Genomic DNA, 18,987 nt, shown 5'->3' with positions numbered 1-18,987 from the left:
GGAGATCTGTTCTAAAGTTTTACCGGTTTTATATTCCAAATCTTCTCGGCATATTCACTGATCGTTCTGTCGGACGAGAAATACCCCATATTGGCAATATTAAGCAGCGCACGGCGTGACCACTCATCCTGCTGCTGATACAGCTCGTCAACTTTATCCTGCGTATCAATATAGCTGCGGTAATCAGCCAGCAGTTGGTAGTGATCGCCTAAATTGACCAAACTGTCGAACAGGTTGTGATAACGCTTAGGCTCGCCGGGGCTGAACGTGCCGGTCGCAATTTGGGTCAGCACCTTGTGCAGTTCCTCATCGTTCTCATAATACTCGTGCGGGTTATAACCATTGTTACGCAAGGCCTCCACCTCCGGCGTGGTGTTACCAAAGATGAAAATATTCTCCTCGCCGACGTGTTCCAGCATTTCAACGTTAGCGCCGTCGAGGGTACCAATGGTCAGCGCGCCGTTGAGAGCAAACTTCATGTTGCTGGTGCCCGACGCCTCGGTACCAGCCAAGGAGATCTGCTCAGAAAGATCCGCGGCAGGGATGATCAACTGTGCCAGACTGACGCTGTAGTTAGGAATGAACACCACTTTCAGCTTGTTTTTAGTTCGCGGATCGTTATTGATCACGTCCGCTACATCATTGATCAAGCGAATGATCTGCTTGGCCGCATAGTAGGCGGAAGCCGCTTTACCGGCGAAAATAACCGTGCGTGGAACAAAGTTTTCATCGGGATCGTCAATGATTCGGTTGTAGCGGGTAATCACGTGCAGCACGTTTAGCAGTTGCCGTTTGTACTCGTGAATGCGCTTGATCTGCACGTCAAACAGGCTGTGGGGGTCGATAACCACGCCCAGCTTCTCACCAACGTAGGCGGCAAGACGCTTTTTGTTCTCATACTTGGCCTTCTGCAGCGCCTTTAAAAAGCTTGGATAGTCGATGTCCTGCTTAAGCTCGGCCAACTGGCTCAAATCGGTTCGCCAGGTATGGCCGATGGCATCATCAAGCAGTGCGGAAAGCGGCTTGTTGGCTAATCCGAGCCAGCGTCGTGGCGTAACGCCGTTGGTCATATTGCAGAAACGGTCGGGGTAAATTTTGGCAAAATCAGCAAACAGTGACTTGACCATCAGGTCGGAATGCAGCGCCGAAACGCCATTGACCTTATGGCTGGCAATGACCGCCAACCACGCCATGCGCACCTTGCGGCCGTTATTTTCATCAATAATCGATACCCGCGATTTCATTTCATTGTCGCCGGGCAGCACCTCTTCCACGTGATTGAGGAAGTGTTCGTTAATCTCGAAAATCAGCTGTAAATGGCGCGGCAAAATTTTGCCTAGCATGTCCACTGGCCAAGTTTCCAGCGCTTCAGTCATCAACGTATGGTTGGTATACGAGAACACGCGGCTCACGGTGTCCCACGCAGAAAGCCAGCTCACCTTATGCTCGTCGATCAACAGTCGCATCAGCTCGGGAATCGACAGTACCGGATGGGTGTCATTGAGGTGAATGGCGATTTTATCTGCCAGATTGGTGAAGGTTTTATGGGTCATGTAATGGCGATTAAGGATGTCCTGCACCGTTGCCGAGACCAGGAAGTATTCCTGACGCAGGCGCAGCTCGCGGCCCGAATAGGTTGAATCGTCAGGGTAAAGCACGCGTGACACGTTTTCTGAGTGGTTTTTATCCTCGACGGCGGCGAAGTAATCGCCCTGATTGAACTTGCCGAGGTTAATTTCGTTACTGGCCTGTGCACCCCACAGTCGCAGCGTGTTAGTGGCGTCGGTGTCAAAACCCGGGATAACCTGATCATAGGCGACGGCCACCACTTCTTCCGTCTCGAGCCAGCGCGTTTTTGACCCCTCGTGCTGCAAACGTCCGCCAAAGCGCACTTTGTAGCGGGTGTTGTAACGCTGAAACTCCCACGGATTACCGTATTCCAGCCAGTAGTCCGGTGACTCTTTCTGCTCGCCGTTGACTATTTTCTGTGAAAACATGCCGTATTCATAGCGAATGCCGTAACCGCGACCCGGCAAAGCCAGCGTCGCAAGCGAATCGAGGAAACAGGCGGCCAGTCGCCCTAACCCACCGTTGCCTAAACCGGGGTCATTTTCCTCGCCAATCAACTCCTCAAGATCCAGCCCCATCTCGTCCAGCGCCTGCTTGGTATCATCGTAGATACCCATCGAAAGCAGCGCATTGGACAACGTGCGGCCAATCAGAAACTCCATCGACAGGTAGTAAACCTGTCGCACGTCCTGTGAAAGCTGATGACGATTTGAACGCAGCCAGCGCTCGACCATGCGATCGCGAACGGCAAACAGCGTGGCATTTAACCAGTCGTGCTGATTAGCCACAGAGGGATCTTTACCAACGATAAACATCAGCTTATAGGCGATTGAATGCTTAAGCGCCTCAATGCTGACGGTGGGTGAGGTGTAGTTAATCGGTGAAGTCATAGTGTTATGTTCCCAATTTGTTTGTGGTTCACAGCCGTTGATAAAGATTTTTATAAGCCTGAGCGGCTACTTTCCAACCAAAATCTATCCCCATCGCATGGTGCTGAACGTGCCGCCAGTGTTTTGGTCGGCTCCACAGCACGAAAGCGCGTCGAATCGCATTGCCCAGCGATTTTCCGGTGCTCTCCTCAAACACAAACCCACTGGCCGTACCGTCGGCCAGATTTTCAAGCGCACAATCTACAACTGTATCGGCCAGTCCGCCGGTGCGTCTTACCAGCGGCAGCGTGCCATATTTCAATCCATAAAGCTGGGTCAGTCCGCAGGGTTCAAAACGACTTGGCACCATGATGACGTCAGCCCCGGCGATAATGCGGTGCGAGAACGCCTCGTGATACCCCAACTGTACGCCAACTTGCCCCGGATGGTCGGCAGCGGCGGCCAGAAAAGCCTGCTGCAAAACGGCATCGCCCGCGCCCAGCACCGCCAGTTGACCGCCCTGTTCAAGCAGTTCTGGCAGGCCTTCAAGGACTAAATCCAGCCCTTTTTGACTGGTGAGACGGCTGACCACGGCAAACACTAGCCGCGAGTCGTCAACGTCCAGTCCCATCGCCCGCTGTAAATAGGTTTTATTAATCGATTTGGCGCGCAGGTCGTCGGCGCTGTAGCGTGCAGACAGCAGCACGTCAGTTTTTGGCTCCCAAATCGCTTCATCCACGCCGTTGAGAATACCGGTCAGCTTGCCCTGATTCTGCCGCTCAAGCAGCAGTGACTCCATGCCGTAGCCGAACGCCGGTTGCGTGATCTCTTTGGCGTAGGTCGGACTGACGGTGGTGACGTGGTCAGAATAAAACAGCCCGGCTTTCAGGAACGAAATCTGCCCATAAAACTCCAGCCCGTGCATCTGGAAAAAGTCGGCGGGCAGTTGCAGCTCGGCCAAATGGTGGGCAAAGAACAATCCCTGAAACGCCAGATTATGCACGGTGAACACGGTTTTCGCCGGACGCCCGCGCGCCACGATGTAGGCCGATGTCAGGCCCGCGTGCCAGTCGTGAGCGTGCACGACATCCGGCTTCCAGTGACTGTCGAAACCACAGGCCAGCTCGCAGGCCATCCAGCTCAGCAGAGCAAAGCGCAGATGATTATCAGAATAGGCATTCGAAGACTGATCATGATAGGGGCTGCCCGGCCTGTCGTATAAACCTGGCGTATCTATCAGATAAACACCCACGCCCTGATAAACGGCATAAAGCAGGGAAACGTGACCAGCGAACGTGTCCAGCGTACCAACGAGTTGGGTCTCACCGATGCCTTTTTTAACATCGGGGAAAGCAGGGATCAAAACGCGAACATCGTCTCCCTCGGCAATTTGCGCGGCGGGAAGCGCACCGGCGACGTCTGCCAGACCGCCGGTTTTCAACAGAGGAAACAGCTCGGAACAAACATGTAAAACCTGCATTCTCGCTCCTGAAACTTCTTCACACCAAACACAGCGAATGGTGTGAAAGGAAATAAGTGAATAATTCGATCGTCTTCGGCAGGCTTTATAATTTCGCCAACATAGCGCGGGTCACCAGAACGATCCCGCTTTCCGATCGATAAAAACGCTTGCTGTCTTCCTCTGCATTTTCGCCAATGACCATTCCTTCAGGGATTTGGCAGGCTCTGTCTATCACACAGCGACGCAGACGACATGACCGACCAATCTCAACATCAGGTAATAGAATGCTTGAGTCGATATTGCAAAATGAATTAATGCGCACCCGTGGAAAAAGCACCGAATGCACCACCACCGACCCTGAAACGATGCAGCCGCCGGAAACGAGGGAGTTCATGGTCATGCCGTGACTGCCCGAGCGGTCCTGCACAAATTTCGCCGGCGGTAGCGGTTCCATATGGGTGCGAATCGGCCAGTTGGTGTCGTACATATCCAGCTCCGGCGTCACCGACGCCAGGTCAAGGTTCGCACGCCAGTAGGCGTCGATAGTGCCCACATCGCGCCAGTAGGGCGGCAACTCAGTGTTTGAGGTGACGCACGACAGGCCGAACGGATGCGCCCAGGCCACACCCTGACGGGTGATTTTAGGAATAATGTCTTTCCCAAAATCGTGGCTCGACTCTTCGCTGGCCATGTCCTCTTCCAACAGCCTGAACAAATAGTCCGCATTGAAAATATAGACCCCCATGCTGGCCATTGCCTTATCGGGCTGGCCGGGAATTGACGGCGGGTCCTTGGGTTTCTCAATGAAAGACTTAATTTGGTAGTCTTCGGCGACATCCATTACACCAAACTCACTGGCCTCGGACAACGGCACTTCGAGGCAGGCAACGGTGCATTCTCCGCCCTTTTCAACGTGGTCAATCAGCATGCGGGAGTAGTCCATTTTGTAGATATGGTCCCCCGCCAGAATCACCACGTATTCGGCACGATAGCGACGAATAATGTCCAGATTTTGGTAGACCGCATCGGCAGTGCCTTTATACCAATGCTCAGTGCTTTGTCGCTGCTGTGCGGGCAGCAGGTCCACAAATTCGTTCATCTCTTCATTAAGAAAAGACCATCCGCGCTGAATGTGCTGCACCAGCGTGTGGGACTGATACTGCGTAATCACGCCAATACGGCGTATGCCGGAGTTCAGGCAGTTCGAGAGTGCGAAATCGATAATGCGAAACTTTCCGCCAAAATGGACTGCGGGTTTGGCACGGGTGTTGGTCAAGTCTTTCAGACGCGAACCTCTCCCCCCTGCCAGGATCAGCGCTACCGACTTGAGAGGTAATTGCCTCGCCAACATCATGCGGTCATTGAATTCTAACGTAGCCATAGCTGAATCCTTCCTAATGCCCTGCTAACCTTGGGTCAATACGCAGAGCGTTTTAGCCGTCGCTCGCCAAGACGAGCTTTCCCTGACGTTTTGTTGTTCATTGTCAAAAGGCGCAACGCAGGTCCAACCGCCCTCCGGTAATGTCATTTCAACGTCATTAAGTGATGAATTGACCACCAGCAACCAGCGGTCAGACAAACGAATTTGCAGGCATTGCTGCCCGCCCTGTTCCCAGCTTTTTGTTGTCATCGGCTGTCCTGCGCCGTCGAGCCACTGCACCTGTTGCGACGTTCCCTGCCACCACCTGTCCTGATTCAATGCCGGAATTTTTTTACGCAAGGCGATCAGCGCACTGACATAGTCAGTCAACGTCTCGTCGGCCTCTGACCAGTCTATCCAGGTCAGCGCGTTGTCCTGACAATAGGCATTGTTGTTACCCTGCTGAGAATTGCCCAGCTCGTCACCCGCCAGCAGCATCGGCGTTCCCTGCGACAGCATCAGCGTTGCCAGCAGCGCACGCTGACTGAGTTTTCGCTGCTGCGCCACGGCCGTCGAGACATTCAGCCCCTCTTCGCCGTGGTTCTGGCTGTAGTTGTTATCATGTCCGTCGCGGTTATCTTCCCCGTTGGCCTGATTATGTTTCTCATTGAAGCTGACTAAATCACGCAATGTGAACCCGTCGTGGGCAGTCAGCATATTCACCGCTGAAGAAGGCAGGCGATTATCGTGATTAAACAGGTCGGCGGAGGCCGCAAAACGGGTGGCAAACGCCCCCAGAGAGAGCGTGCCGTAAAGCCAAAATTTACGTATATCATCGCGCCAGCGGTCGCTCCACTCGGCAAAAGGCGCAGGGAAATTACCGACCTGATAGCCCCCCTCGCCGATGTCCCACGGCTCGGCAATGAGCTTACAGCCGCTGAGCAACGGGTCAGCCTTAATGGCCTCAAACAGCGGAGAGTGAGGGTCAAACTCCGGCGTACGTCCGAGTAAAGTCGCGAGATCGAAGCGAAAACCGTCAATATGATAGGTTTCAACCCAGTAGCGCAGGCTTGCTATCGTCCAGGCAATGACCTCATCATCAACCAGGCGCATAGCGTTGCCACAGCCGGTCAGGTTGTTGTCACTGCCGTCCTGATTGAGCCAGTACCAGGCGCGGTTATCAAAACCGCGCAGAGAAACTGTCGGCCCTTCGACGTCCAACTCGGCGGTGTGGTTGAACACCACGTCGAGCAGCACTTCAATGCCCGCCTGATGCAGCGCCTTTACTGCCGTCTTAAATTCGTCCTGCGCGCTGACACCGTTAACACCGCTGGCATAACCGGTTTCAAGCGCCCACGGTGCCAAAACGTTATAGCCCCAATAATTGCTCAGGCCCAAACGCTGCAATCTGGGCTCATCGGCGTGGTGCTGAACTGGCAGCAGTTCCAGCGCGGTAATCCCCAAACGCTTGAAATAGTCGAGCATAATCGGGTGTCCAAGCGCAGCGTAGGTGCCACGCAGCGCCTGAGGAATATCCGGGTGCAACAGAGTGAGGCCGCGAACATGCGCCTCGTAAATAATGGTTTCACCCCAAGGAATGCCCGGTGCAACGTCGCCCTGCCAGTCAAAATCGTCATTCATCACGCGCGACTTGGGGACGACATCGGCACTGTCTCGCGCGTCGGCTACGTCAACACCGCCGCACAGGCGTGGGTCGTCGGAGAGCTTGCCTTCTATTGCTCGCGCACTGGGGTCAATCAGTAACTTTTGCGCATTAAAACGCAGCCCCTGCGACGGCGAGAACGCGCCGTGAGCACGAAAACCATAGCGTTGCCCCACTTTTGCACCCGGCAAATAGCCGTGCCAAAGATTGCCGGTGCGCGTCGGCAGAGCCAGACGCTTTTCATTGCCCTGCTCGTCAAACAGGCAGAGATCGATCTTTTCAGCCGTGGAAGAAAAAACGCAAAAATTGACGCCATCTCCATCGAAATGAGCACCAAATGGCGAAGATTTACCCGACTGAAGTGACCTCATCAGCAATCCTCCCGCCGCAGATAAATCGTGGCTAAAGGCGGGATCACCAGCGAAAGCGAGTGCTCACGCTGGTGACTTGGGTAAGCGTCGGTGTAAACATCGCCCGCATTACCGATATTGCTGCCGTGATAATGATGGGAGTCGGTATTGAGTACTTCGTGATAGCGACCCGGGCGGCTCACGCCAATGCGGTAGCCATAGCGCGGAACCGGTGTGAAATTACTGACCGCAATCAGCTCGTTGCCGTGCTCATCTCGGCGGGCAAAGGCAAAAATCGAGTTTTCATGGTCATCGACCACCAGCCACTCAAAACCGCGCGGATTGAAGTCCAGCTCGTACAGCGCGGACTGTTGTTGGTAGGTGTGATTGAGGTCGCGCACCAGATTTTGCACGCCGCTGTGCCAACCGTTCGGGTCGTCGAGCAAGTGCCAGTCGAGACTCTGGTTAAAGTTCCACTCGCGGCCCTGCGCAAACTCACAGCCCATAAACAGCAGTTTTTTGCCCGGATGTGCCCACATAAAGCCATAATAGGCGCGCAGATTGGCAAACTTTTGCCAGGCATCGCCGGGCATCTTGTCAATCAGCGAACCCTTGCCGTGCACCACTTCATCGTGCGAGAGCGGCAGGATAAAGTTTTCGGTGTAAGTGTAGAGCACACCAAAAGTCAGCAGGTTGTGGTGATACTTACGGTGAACCGGATCAAGCTGCATGTATTTTAGCGAGTCGTTCATCCAGCCCAGGTTCCACTTGTAGTGAAAACCTAGTCCGTTGGCCTCGGGCGGCATGGTTACGCCGGGATAGTCGGTAGACTCTTCGGCCATAGTGACCGCGCCGCCGAGCTCTTTACCGATGGTATGGTTGGTGTACTGCAGGAAAGAGATGGCTTCAAGATTTTCGCGGCCACCGTAGTGATTGGGGATCCACTCACCCGCCTTACGGCTGTAGTCGCGGTAGATCATCGACGCCACCGCATCGACCCGTAGACCGTCGATTCCGTAGCGCTCAATCCAGTAGAAACCATTGCCCGCCAGATAGTTACGGACTTCGTGGCGGCCATAGTTGTAAATTAGCGTATTCCAGTCCTGATGGTAGCCTTCACGCGGGTCAGCATATTCATACAGCGCCGTGCCGTCGAACTGCGCCAGCCCGTAGGCATCGCTAGGAAAATGACCGGGCACCCAGTCGAGGATCACATTTAATCCGGCGTTGTGTGCCGCATCAATAAAGGCTTTAAACTCGTGAGGCGAACCGTAGCGGCGGGTTGGCGCATACATACCCAGGGGTTGATAGCCCCAACTGCCGTCAAATGGATGTTCATTGACCGGCATCAGTTCAATGTGGGTGAAGCCCATCCATTTCGCATAAGAGACCAGCTGCTCGGCCAGCTCGCCGTAGCTCAGCCAGTAATTATTGTCCGCGTGGCGACGCCAGGACCCAAGATGTACCTCGTAAACCGACACCGGCTGATTGAGTGCATTGGCTTTTTTACGTTCTGGGGAATAGTCGACCTTTTCGGGCAGTTTACGCACCAGCGAGGCGGTATCCGGACGCATCTGCGCTTCAAAAGCATAAGGGTCGGCGCGAAGACTGACGTGACCTCGGCAGTCGATAATTTCAAACTTGTACAGTTGGCCTTCACAAGCTGCGGGCACAAACAGCTCCCAAATGCCGTTTTCACGTCGCAGACGCATCGGATGGCGGCGACCGTCCCAAAAGTTGAACTCTCCTACCACCGAAACGCGGATGGCATTGGGTGCCCAAACGGCAAAACTTACCCCGTCAACGCCGTCCAGATTCTGCGGATGCGCACCCAGTTTTTCATAGGGGCGAATATGGGTACCTTCCGCCAGCAGCCAAATATCCAGCTCCTGCAGCAAGGTACCGAAACGATAGGCATCATCAATAATATGAACGTTGTCGCCCCAGCGCACTTCGAGCTGATAGCGAAAGAATTTTTTGCGCCGTGGCAGCAGGCCGACGAAAAAACCGCGATCGTCATAGCGGCTCAGTTCAGCCACCCGACTCTGTTTTTGGGCGTCAATCACCCAGACCTGCTCGGCGTCAGGTAAAAGTGCGCGCACCTCCAGCCCTGCGGCAACCTCATGCATCCCCAGCAAAGAGAAGGGATCGGCATAGCGGCCGGAAATAATCTGATTAATGACGTGCTGGTCGGGAAGTACTGGCATGGTGTTTCGTCCTGTGATCAATTAATCAACAAATCCAATAAAATCATTGTGTCAGCCCGATCGTATTTTCCATTAGCGTCGTCTATTCATCCTGAATAAGGCCCATTTGCCAGGGTAAACCCGTAAAGATTGCACAGCCTTTTACTATGCTCCAGCTAGGGGAGCAAAGTGCGTTTGCGTTCACACTTATGAAAAAAAGCAGACAAATGCCCTACTCAAATTCAGAATCACTCTCTACTAAGCATAGACAAAGCTTTATAAGAACAAGGCCTGAATTAAAAGAAATTTTTGGTAAAGACGAGAAGTGGTAGAAAGGTCAAAAAACAGTCAAAAAGGCGGTAAAAAAGCATTAAAAAAGGGATACCCAACGGCATCCCTTAACATCACATCCGGGAGGGGATTAAAGCAAAATACGCAGCATGCGGCGCAGCGGTTCGGCAGCGCCCCACAGCAGTTGGTCACCCACGGTGAAGGCTGAAAGATATTCAGGCCCCATATTCAGCTTGCGAAGACGTCCCACCGGCGTATTCATGGTGCCCGTTACCGCAGCCGGCGTCAGTTCACGCATCGACAGTTCGCGGTCATTAGGAATAACGCGAACCCAGTCATTGTGGGTCGCCAACATCTGCTCGATTTCAGGAATTGACACGTCTTTTTTCAGTTTCAACGTGAATGCCTGGCTGTGGCAACGCAGCGCGCCGATGCGCACGCACAGACCGTCTACCGGAATAATACTCGAGGTGTTCAGAATTTTGTTGGTCTCGGCCTGGCCTTTCCACTCTTCTTTGGTCTGGCCGTTGTCGAGCTGTTTGTCGATCCACGGGATCAGGCCGCCAGCCAGAGGTACACCGAAGTTGTCCGTCGGCAGCGTGCCGCTGCGGGTCAGCGCCGTCACGTTGCGTTCAATATCAAGTATTGCCGACGCTGGGTTCTGAAGTTCGTGCGCGACGCTATTGTGCAACATGCCCATTTGAGTCAGCAGCTCGCGCATGTGACGTGCACCACCGCCTGAGGCTGCCTGATAGGTCGCTACCGACGCCCATTCGACCAGGTTGTTGGCAAACAGGCCACCGAGCGACATCAGCATCAGGCTCACGGTACAGTTACCGCCCACGAAGGTTTTTACGCCTTTGTCGATGCCTTCATGAATCACTGACTTGTTGACCGGGTCCAGAATAATAATCGCGTCATCTTTCATTCTTAAAGAAGAAGCGGCGTCTATCCAGTAACCCTTCCAGCCGATTTCACGCAGCTTTGGATAGATTTCATTGGTATAATCCCCGCCCTGACAGGTAATGATAATATCCAGCGCACTCAGTGCGTCCAGATCAAAGGCGTCTTGCAGCGTGCCCTGATGGCCGCCAAATACCGGCGAAGGCTGGCCGTGCTGCGAAGTGGAGAAGAATACCGGACGAATGGCGTCAAAATCGCGCTCTTCTGTCATGCGTTGCATGAGCACAGAACCGACCATACCGCGCCAGCCGACGAAACCTACATTTTTCATAATTACTGTCCTGCCGTGAGGGTGATAACTGCATTTATTGCGCGTTTGCACCGTTTTAGCGCAGTTTCCCCCTTTAAAGCGGGTGAAATTGCGACGTGTTGCCCCGTTAGCGCGCGAGTGTATACCTTACAAAATGTACGCTAAGTGGCAAGTGAATTTAATCGATACCAGACGCTTTGTTAGCAGCTTTGCTTATAGAGAGAATAATATCCAGGGGGATAGCGGTTATGACTGAAATGATTTCAGCCACGATATTGTTGTTTTTAATTATGGATCCACTGGGCAATCTGCCGATTTTTATGTCGGTGCTCAAGCATCTGGATCCGAAACGTCGTCGTGTGGTGTTGATCCGCGAAATGTTGATCGCGCTGATCCTGATGCTTATCTTCCTCTTTGCCGGCGAGAAGATCCTGTCCTTCCTGAATTTGCGCACTGAAACGGTGTCAATTTCCGGCGGGATCATTCTGTTTTTAATCGCTATCAAGATGATTTTCCCTTCTCAGGAAAATAACAGCTCCGGTCTGCCTGCGGGCGAAGAACCTTTTCTGGTGCCGCTGGCGATACCGCTGGTCGCCGGGCCGTCAATATTGGCCACGCTGATGCTGCTTTCGCACCAATATCCCCATCAGATTGGTCACCTGACGCTGGCGCTCTTTATTGCCTGGGGACTGTCGATGGGGATTTTACTGCTGTCGAACCTTTTCCTGCGCCTGCTAGGCGACAGAGGCGTCAGTGCACTTGAACGCCTGATGGGATTGGTATTGGTGATGCTCTCAACGCAGATGTTCCTTGATGGGATCAGGGCCTATTTGAAGATTTAGGATGTGTGTCGTTTTCCCCCCATCCTTATCTTCTGCTGCTCTTCTCAGCGGGGAAGGTAAGGATGGGGAGCAGCGACGCCTACAGCATATAAAACACTGACGTTAATTCCCGGCTCAGCGGACTATTATCCGCATTGCTCGGCATCAACTCACACATCGACAGCCACCAGCGCTGGCATACTTCGGTTTGCGCCACCGCGTCCCAACGGGACTGCGATTCAATCTCGACCACAGCGAACAGCAAATGCCGCTCTTCATCGAGAAAAATACTGTAGTGATGTGCTCCATGCGTCTTCAGAGTTTGCTCAAGTTCCGGCCAGATGGGCGCATGCCGCCTCGCATATTCAGCGTGCGCGTGCGGATGTACCTGCATCACAAAGGCTTTACGCAACATTGCGTTTGTCCAAGTGCAGTGCATCCTGCCACGGAGTAACGCCAAAGCGTTTGCCGAGCGCGATAAGCTCCTGTGTAGAAATCGTCTGCTTCATGCCGCCCATCGATATCACTTTCACCAGCACTTCCGACGATTTTTCTGCCGTATCGATCAGCCCAAACGTTTCGTCCAGAGTCGGTCCGGCGCCGAAAATACCGTGGAACGGCCACAGCACGATGCTATGATGCTTCATCTGTTCAGCAGTTTTTTCGCCGATGCCATCGGTGCCCGGCACCGTCCACGGTACGATGCCCACGCCGTCAGGAAACACCACCAGACACTCGGTGCTGCCTTCCCAAAGCTGACGGGTGAAGCGGGCGGCGTCCAATTCCAGCACGTAACTCAGCGCCATAAAGTTTGTGGCGTGGCAGTGCATAATCACCCGATCTCTGCCGTGAGTCAGCTGCTTGCGTACGCTGTGTGACTGGAAATGCGATGCCAGCTCTGACGTCGGCACGCCACCGTTGACCAGCCCCCAATGAATTTTGTACGAACGCCCGTCGTTACTGACCTGCAGCAGCACCAGCGTGTCGGCTGGATCAAGCTGCACATTGCGGAAAAACTTGCCGGAGCCGGTAACCAAAAACCAGCAGTTCGCCAGCAGTGGCGCGGCCTGAGTCAGCTCGATGTGACGCGGTTCAGTCACAAAATCCGCCTCAAACGGCTTCACGTCTTCCGCCAGCAACCGCAGGCTGATATTGCCGCCGTTGCGCTCGTCCCACCCCTTGAGCCACATATCCGCAGTGGCTTTCACCATTCCCTGCACAAACCACGAAGAAAGAATGCTTTGCATGATAAATCCTTAACGTTGACGGAGTATTTGTTGTTCGTAGCGACGCACGTCGGTAATCCAGCCGGCATCGGCGGGCACGTCGTTACGCAGACAATAGGTTTCCCACACCGCCTGCCACGGCAGAGATTTTTGCTCCTCCAGCAGCGCCAGACGCAGGGTATAGTCGCCGTCATTTTCGGCGTTGCGCAGTGGCTCAATAGGTTCTAGCAGCGCGCGCAGCAGGGCTTTTTTAGCATTGCGCGTGCCGATAACCCAAGCCGCAATGCGGTTGATGGAGGCGTCGAAGAAGTCCAACCCGATGTGAACCTTGTCAAACAGGTCGTTGCGGGCGATTTCGCTGGCGATGGCCTGAGTTTCATCATCCAGAATCACCACGTGATCGCTGTCCCAGCGTACCGGACGGCTGACGTGCAGTAGCAGTCGCGGCACGTAAAGCATGGCGGTCGAAATTTTGTCGGAAATCACTTCAGTAGGATGGAAATGACCGGCGTCGAGCGTCAGCGCAGTCTGACGGCTGGTGGCGTAGCCCAGGAAAAACTCGTTGGAACCCACCGTGTAACTCTCGGCGCCAATGCCGAACAGCTTGCTCTCAACCGCGTCGATATGCTGCGCGGGGTTCAGTTTCTCTTTGATGATTTCATCCAGCGAATTCATCAAGCGCCGACGTGGGCCCATGCGGTCAATAGTCAGGTCTTTCATGCCGTCTGGCACCCAAATGTTCATCACCGACGCCGTGCCGAGTTGCTCACCAAACGATGCCGAGATTTTGCGGCTGGCCTTACAGTGCTCAATCCAGAACTGACGGATTTCAGCGCTGGCGCTGGCGAGGGTGAAACCGTCGGCGCTGTGTGGATGAGAAAAACAGGTCGGGTTAAAATCCAGCCCAATGCGACTTTTTTTGGCCCACTCGACCCAGTTGCTGAAGTGTTTCGGCTCGATATCCGTGCGTTCAACTGGCCGGTCGCTTTCAAGATAAATCGCGTGCAGATTCAGGCGTTTTGGTCCCGGTATCAGCGACATTGCCTTATCAAGGTCAGCGCGTAGCTCAGCCGCCGTAGTCGCACGTCCGGGATAATTACCCGTCGCCTGAATGCCACCGGTCAGCGCGCCCTGCGGGTTTTCAAAACCGCGCACGTCGTCGCCCTGCCAGCAGTGCATGGAAACCGGCACGGTGTCTAAGCGGCTCAGCGCGGCCTCAACGTCCACACCTACGGCAGCAAAACGCTGTTTAGCCAGTTCAAACGCCTGATCGATAAGCTTGGTCATAAGCAAAATTCCTTATTAGGTTGGCTTAGCGCCTGAAAACGTGGCCAGTTGGCCGCGATGGCGCTGTCAGAATGGGGTTCAATGCGGTGTAGCGGGAAGCGTTCGCCGACGTGCTGGCGGAACGCGCTGACGTCGCTGAAATCGCCCAACGCGATCAGCTGACAGCCGATATTGCCCAGCGTCGAGGCCTCGACCGGACCGGCAATGACCGGCAGGCCACAGGCATTGGCGCAAAGCTGATTGAGGAAATGGTTCTGACAACCGCCGCCGACGATGTGCAGCTGGGTAAACGATTTTCCGCGCACACTGGCGAGCTCTTCAAGCACCTGGCGATAGAGCAACGCCAAACTGTCGAAAATGCAGCGCGCCAGTTCGGCAGCGGTTTGCGGCTGTGGCATAGCGTTTTCAACGCAGGCGTCCTGAATTTCACGCACCATGCTCGACGGATTAATAAAACGCTCATCGTTGGGATTAATTAATCCACGGCAGGCCTTTTGCTGCGCGGCATCGTCGATAAGTGTGCATAAATCGTCGATGTGCAGCTCGTCGCAAACTCTTTGCAGCAGCCACAGTCCCATAATATTTTTCAGCACCCGATAGCGCCCTTCTGCGCCGCCCTCGTTGGTAATGTTGGCGGCCAACGCGGCGCGACTGTTGAACGGCGTCAGGCTTTCAAAACCCATCAGAGACCAAGTGCCTGAGCTGAGATACGCCGCATCTGCATCGCCCAGTGGCGTGCCCAGTACCGCGCTGGCCGTGTCGTGTGTGGCTACCGCCGTCACCGGCACGCTTTTGCCTCTCGCGCTTGTCCATTCGCCTACCCGAGAACCTGGCTGCGACGGGCGACCAAACCATCGAGCCTTGGCGCCAGCCCAGTGCAGCAGTTTGCTGTCCCACTTGCCGCTCTCGATATTGAGCATTTGCGTGGTGGTCGCATTGGTGTATTCCCAGCAGAGTTGGCCGGTGAGGCGATAGTGCAAATAGTCGGGGATCATCAAAACGTGGGCGATGTTCGCCACCAGCTCGGGCTGTGCCTGAGTCAGGGCGCGCATCTGATAAAGAGTGTTAAAGGGCAGAAATTGAATGCCGGTTTGCCGGTAAATGGTCTCACGACTCAGCGCGCACTGCGCTTTGGCCATTACACCGTGAGTGCGCCTGTCGCGATAAGAAACAGCGGGTGCCAAGCGTCTGCCGTGGGCATCCAGTAACACAAAATCGACGCCCCAGGTATCGATGCCAAGGCTGTCCAGTGTAATACCTTCGTCGTCCAGCTGCTGCAAACCGGCGCGAATGGCCTGCTCCAGCGCGTCAACATCCCAGCATTCATGTTCATTGATGTGCACCAGATGATTAGGAAAACGGCTGACTTCCCGCAGTGTCAACGTGCCCCGTTGGAGGTCGGAACGGGCCAGCATGATGCGGCCACTGGAGGCCCCGAGGTCGATTGCGACAATATGGCGGATGGTCATTGCATTTCAGTCCCTGCTGATTCAATGCCTCCAGTCTAAAATTACTGAAATTTGCCGCCTTTTCGTTACTGCCAGCACAAAACCGTTGCTGGCAATTGTGCAAAGATGAGCTTGAACCAGCTCACACTTTTTTCTTTTGCTCTTCTCGCTCTCAAGCTGTGACTCCCGCCGCATTTCTGAATCAATTTTGTGTAATTCTTGAATAATCCGTCCACCAACGCGATTTTACGGTCAAAAATTCAAGGTAAAGTTTCGCCTCGCTCACTACCATCGGTTACGAATTTATTAATGAGGTGTTAAAAATGACCATATTACACAGCGTTGATTTTTTCCCTGCCGGTGGTTTTTCAATTGCGGTTGAGCCGCGTGCGCCTCAGGGGGCTTTTCCTGAGCATCATCATGATTTTCATGAAATTGTCCTAGTTGAACAAGGCAGCGGCGTACACGTGCTTAACGGCCAGCCGCAGACACTGTGCGGGGGCTGCGTATGTTTTATTCGCGACCACGACCGGCATCTTTATGAACAAACCGACAATTTGCATCTGACCAACGTGCTGTATCGCGGTCCCGAGGCCTTCCGATTTCTTTCGGGGCTGCGCGACCTGCTGCCGCAGGAGCAGGAAGGCAATTACCCGTCGCTGTGGCGCATCAACAATAAGGTGATGGCGCAGGCCAAAACGCTGATTGACCAACTGCCGCGCAGCGTGGCGCAATTTTGTATTGAACAACAGGCCGAACAGGAGCTGCGCTTTATGCAGCTCCTGGTGCTGCTGCGCCAGGGCCGCAGTGCGCAGCAGGACAACAATCAGGAGAGTCGCCTGCGTCATCTGCTTGATTGGTTAAACGAGCACTACAGCGAAGAAATAGACTGGGACGAACTGGCAAGCCATTTTTCCCTGTCGCTGCGCACGCTGCATCGTCAGTTAAAGCAGCAAACCGGCAGTACGCCGCAGCGCTATCTCAACCGCCTGAGGCTGCTGCAGTCGCGCCACCTGCTGCGCCACAGCGAAATGCGGGTCACGGATATTGCCTTCCAATGCGGGTTTAGCGACAGCAACCATTTTTCGACGCTGTTTAAACGTGAGTTTGGCTATGCACCGCGCAACGTGCATCAGCACATGAATTAACGCCGAGGACCTATGACACTCCGTTTGCCAAAAGCCGACTATTTGCCCTCTGAACTGATGCCGGTCGCGGTCGCCGACCGAGCGCCGCAGCCGTCATTCCCCGCGCACACGCACGCGTTCTGCGAGATCGTTATTGTCTGGCGCGGCAATGGGTTACACGTGCTGAATGACAGGCCGTGGTTGGTTACCTGTGGCGATATTTTCTATATCAAAGAGAACGACTGCCACAGTTACGATTCGGTCAACGACTTGGTGCTAGATAATATTATTTACTGTCCGGAGCGCTTTAAACTCGGGCTGAACTGGTCTGAAATACTGCCGCATGAGGCGTCGGAAAGCCCCACCCACTGGCGGCTGACCACGCGTGGCATGGCGCTGGCCCGAGGGGTAATTTTACAACTGGTGCAGGAGACTAGAAAAAGCGACGTGTTGTCGCTGCAGCTGACTGAGGCGCTGTTTTTACAGCTGGCGCTTATTCTGCGGCGCCACCGCTATGCGGCCGACAAGGCCTATGCACTGCCTGAAGGCGAACAGCTGGATTTATTGATGTCGGCGATTCAGGCAGACGTGGGAAAAAATCTTTGTCTGGCGACGTTTTGTGAACAACACCAGCTGTCGGAACGCAGTTTAAAGCAGCTGTTTCGCCAACAAACCGGCATGAGCATCGGACACTATTTACGTCAGTTGCAGCTTTGTCAGGCCAAGCACCTGCTGCGCAGCAGCGAGAGCCTGATTACCGACGTAGCGGCGCGCTGCGGCTTCGACGACAGTAACTATTTTTCCGTGGTGTTCACCCGAGAAACAGGCATGACCCCCAGCGCCTGGCGCCAACAGTTTGAGCGAACGCCAAAATTTGCGCTTTGATAAACCCTGACGTTACCAGATGCACGTCAGGATTTACCCTTTTGAGGTTAAGAGGCCATGCCCAGGCCAACGATATTTGCCGCCATCACAATCACCAGACACCCCAGACTCAACACACCGACCGGCCGCTGACCCACGTTTTTCCACTCCTTCATAATCAGTCCTACCAGTCCGCCACACAGCACGTAGAAACTCATGTGCAGCATCCAGCTGATAAAATCATACTGCGCGGGAATTTGTGCGTGGCCCCAGGCATAGAAGAAAAATTGCAGGTACCACATGGTGCCGCCGAGCAGCGCAAACAGCACGTTAGCCACTAGCAGCGGCTTTGCCACGGAGAAATCGGCTTTCACCGACAGCTCTTTTTTGGTTGCCAGACGGATAAAGCAGTACGCCAGATTCACAATAGCCCCGCCGCCCATGATAACCACGTAGCTTGGCAACGCGACGTACAGTGGATCAATGCCCAACGCAGCGGCGACTTCGTGCATCGGTTTGGCGGCGTCCATCGCAAACGACATACCTGCCGAGAAAATTCCGCACAGCACCGCCAGTACCAGCCCTTTCTTCAGGTTGAATTCCTGCGCCGTCACGCCCATTGCCCGCTCTTTCAGCAAACCGGCACGGGTGACAATCCCCACACCAATCACCGCCACCAGCACGCCGAGCAGCGTTAAACGCCCGCCCTCCGAACTAAAGAGTTCCACAAACCGGCCTTGCAGCAGCGGCGTCATTAGCGTGCCGACCACCAACGTGACCCCGATGGCGATACCAATGCCCATCGACATGCCGAGATAGCGCATGGTTAAACCATAATTGATGTTACCGATGCCCCACATTGCGCCGAAGAGAAACACTGGCAGCAACGTAGAGAAACTGAAGGAACTGTAATAGCTCCAGAAATGGGGCAGCAGAGTAGCACTGACCGCCCACGGCAGGATGAGCCACGACATAACGCCGCCAACTGACCACATGGTTTCCCACGACCAGTTGCGCACTTTTTTAAACGGGGCATAGAAACAAGCCGCACTGGTGGCACCGATAAAGTGCCACATGATGCCTAACAGGATTGCATTATTCATTTTTATTCCTTCGTAGGGTTGAGGCGAACAGGAAATAAGCGGCTTTCCTGCATACGAAGGAGTCTAAGGAGTTGTTGCCGCGCACAACCTCTGTCTGGTTGCCCACCCGCCGAGTTTTTTGGCGAAATTGGCAAGATTTCGCCGCGCG

Annotated in this window: 14 protein-coding genes; 3 read left to right on the top strand and 11 right to left on the bottom strand. The window is 54.3% G+C overall.

Annotated features, from left to right (window positions below; translation table 11 throughout):
• Nucleotides 1-11: 11 nt before the first annotated feature.
• The 6 genes from glgP to asd form a co-directional block, all read right to left on the bottom strand.
• Complete coding sequence (gene glgP, locus GA565_RS02340) at nucleotides 12-2,459, bottom strand: glycogen phosphorylase (RefSeq protein ID WP_152197221.1); 2,448 nt, start codon at nucleotides 2,457-2,459, stop codon at nucleotides 12-14.
• Nucleotides 2,460-2,487: 28 nt separating this feature from the next.
• On the bottom strand, nucleotides 2,488-3,918 hold the full coding sequence (gene glgA, locus GA565_RS02335) for a glycogen synthase GlgA (protein WP_152197220.1): 1,431 nt from the start codon (nucleotides 3,916-3,918) through the stop codon (nucleotides 2,488-2,490).
• Nucleotides 3,919-4,003: 85 nt separating this feature from the next.
• Complete coding sequence (gene glgC / locus GA565_RS02330) at nucleotides 4,004-5,281, bottom strand: glucose-1-phosphate adenylyltransferase (RefSeq protein WP_055775997.1); 1,278 nt, start codon at nucleotides 5,279-5,281, stop codon at nucleotides 4,004-4,006.
• 24 nt (nucleotides 5,282-5,305) lie between these two features.
• The gene (gene glgX / locus GA565_RS02325; RefSeq protein WP_152197219.1) at nucleotides 5,306-7,294 is read right to left on the bottom strand and encodes a glycogen debranching protein GlgX; all 1,989 of its coding nucleotides are present in this window, start codon (nucleotides 7,292-7,294) and stop codon (nucleotides 5,306-5,308) included.
• Complete coding sequence (gene glgB, locus GA565_RS02320) at nucleotides 7,294-9,480, bottom strand: 1,4-alpha-glucan branching enzyme (protein WP_152197218.1); 2,187 nt, start codon at nucleotides 9,478-9,480, stop codon at nucleotides 7,294-7,296. The genes glgX and glgB overlap by 1 nt, the downstream gene beginning before the upstream one ends.
• Nucleotides 9,481-9,880: 400 nt before the next feature.
• Entirely contained in the window at nucleotides 9,881-10,984 is a 1,104-nt protein-coding gene (gene asd, locus GA565_RS02315; RefSeq protein ID WP_055775987.1) for an aspartate-semialdehyde dehydrogenase, read from the bottom strand.
• Nucleotides 10,985-11,211: 227 nt separating this feature from the next.
• Here asd and GA565_RS02310 point away from each other — a divergent pair, with 227 nt between their 5' ends.
• Nucleotides 11,212-11,805, top strand: a complete 594-nt coding sequence (locus GA565_RS02310; protein ID WP_055775986.1) for a YhgN family NAAT transporter — start codon at nucleotides 11,212-11,214, stop codon at nucleotides 11,803-11,805.
• 79 nt (nucleotides 11,806-11,884) lie between these two features.
• On the opposite strand, the gene rhaM is transcribed toward GA565_RS02310, so the two are convergent.
• Genes rhaM through rhaB form a run of 4 tightly spaced genes read right to left on the bottom strand, consistent with a single transcriptional unit; the run spans nucleotide 11,885 to nucleotide 15,751 of the window.
• Entirely contained in the window at nucleotides 11,885-12,199 is a 315-nt protein-coding gene (gene rhaM, locus GA565_RS02305) for an L-rhamnose mutarotase (protein WP_152197217.1), read from the bottom strand.
• The gene (rhaD, locus tag GA565_RS02300; protein WP_152197216.1) at nucleotides 12,189-13,031 is read right to left on the bottom strand and encodes a rhamnulose-1-phosphate aldolase; all 843 of its coding nucleotides are present in this window, start codon (nucleotides 13,029-13,031) and stop codon (nucleotides 12,189-12,191) included. Before rhaD ends, rhaM begins: the two co-directional genes overlap by 11 nt.
• 9 nt (nucleotides 13,032-13,040) lie before the next feature.
• Nucleotides 13,041-14,297 (bottom strand): L-rhamnose isomerase, encoded by a 1,257-nt coding sequence (locus tag GA565_RS02295; protein ID WP_152197215.1) that lies wholly within the window; start codon nucleotides 14,295-14,297, stop codon nucleotides 13,041-13,043.
• Entirely contained in the window at nucleotides 14,294-15,751 is a 1,458-nt protein-coding gene (gene rhaB, locus GA565_RS02290; protein WP_193311963.1) for a rhamnulokinase, read from the bottom strand. Before rhaB ends, GA565_RS02295 begins: the two co-directional genes overlap by 4 nt.
• 317 nt (nucleotides 15,752-16,068) lie before the next feature.
• On the opposite strand from rhaB, the gene rhaS reads away from it, so the two are divergent.
• Nucleotides 16,069-16,893, top strand: coding sequence for an HTH-type transcriptional activator RhaS (gene rhaS, locus GA565_RS02285; RefSeq protein ID WP_152197213.1), 825 nt, complete (start codon nucleotides 16,069-16,071; stop codon nucleotides 16,891-16,893).
• A gap of 12 nt (nucleotides 16,894-16,905) precedes the next feature.
• Nucleotides 16,906-17,757, top strand: a complete 852-nt coding sequence (gene rhaR / locus GA565_RS02280) for an HTH-type transcriptional activator RhaR (protein WP_152197212.1) — start codon at nucleotides 16,906-16,908, stop codon at nucleotides 17,755-17,757.
• A 47-nt stretch (nucleotides 17,758-17,804) separates the two neighbouring features.
• On the opposite strand, the gene rhaT is transcribed toward rhaR, so the two are convergent.
• Nucleotides 17,805-18,839: an L-rhamnose/proton symporter RhaT gene (rhaT, locus tag GA565_RS02275; protein ID WP_152197211.1), complete on the bottom strand. Its 1,035-nt coding sequence runs from the start codon at nucleotides 18,837-18,839 to the stop codon at nucleotides 17,805-17,807.
• Nucleotides 18,840-18,987 lie beyond the last annotated feature (148 nt).

The organism is Rouxiella sp. S1S-2, assembly GCF_009208105.1.
Taxonomy (GTDB): domain Bacteria; phylum Pseudomonadota; class Gammaproteobacteria; order Enterobacterales; family Enterobacteriaceae; genus Rouxiella.
The sequence above is the reverse complement of the archived record's forward strand: the minus strand, read 5'-3'. Positions and strand labels throughout refer to the sequence as shown.

What these genes read in the sequence shown, in the direction of transcription:
- rhaR (WP_152197212.1), top strand. Translation starts at nt 16,906, where the DNA reads ATGACACTCCGTTTGCCAAAAGCCGACTATTTGCCCTCTGAACTGATG.
- glgC (WP_055775997.1), bottom strand. Translation starts at nt 5,281, where the DNA reads ATGGCTACGTTAGAATTCAATGACCGCATGATGTTGGCGAGGCAATTA.
- rhaS (WP_152197213.1), top strand. Translation starts at nt 16,069, where the DNA reads ATGACCATATTACACAGCGTTGATTTTTTCCCTGCCGGTGGTTTTTCA.
- glgX (WP_152197219.1), bottom strand. Translation starts at nt 7,294, where the DNA reads ATGAGGTCACTTCAGTCGGGTAAATCTTCGCCATTTGGTGCTCATTTC.
- rhaM (WP_152197217.1), bottom strand. Translation starts at nt 12,199, where the DNA reads ATGTTGCGTAAAGCCTTTGTGATGCAGGTACATCCGCACGCGCACGCT.
- glgA (WP_152197220.1), bottom strand. Translation starts at nt 3,918, where the DNA reads ATGCAGGTTTTACATGTTTGTTCCGAGCTGTTTCCTCTGTTGAAAACC.
- glgP (WP_152197221.1), bottom strand. Translation starts at nt 2,459, where the DNA reads ATGACTTCACCGATTAACTACACCTCACCCACCGTCAGCATTGAGGCG.
- glgB (WP_152197218.1), bottom strand. Translation starts at nt 9,480, where the DNA reads ATGCCAGTACTTCCCGACCAGCACGTCATTAATCAGATTATTTCCGGC.
- asd (WP_055775987.1), bottom strand. Translation starts at nt 10,984, where the DNA reads ATGAAAAATGTAGGTTTCGTCGGCTGGCGCGGTATGGTCGGTTCTGTG.
- rhaT (WP_152197211.1), bottom strand. Translation starts at nt 18,839, where the DNA reads ATGAATAATGCAATCCTGTTAGGCATCATGTGGCACTTTATCGGTGCC.
- GA565_RS02310 (WP_055775986.1), top strand. Translation starts at nt 11,212, where the DNA reads ATGACTGAAATGATTTCAGCCACGATATTGTTGTTTTTAATTATGGAT.
- GA565_RS02295 (WP_152197215.1), bottom strand. Translation starts at nt 14,297, where the DNA reads ATGACCAAGCTTATCGATCAGGCGTTTGAACTGGCTAAACAGCGTTTT.
- rhaD (WP_152197216.1), bottom strand. Translation starts at nt 13,031, where the DNA reads ATGCAAAGCATTCTTTCTTCGTGGTTTGTGCAGGGAATGGTGAAAGCC.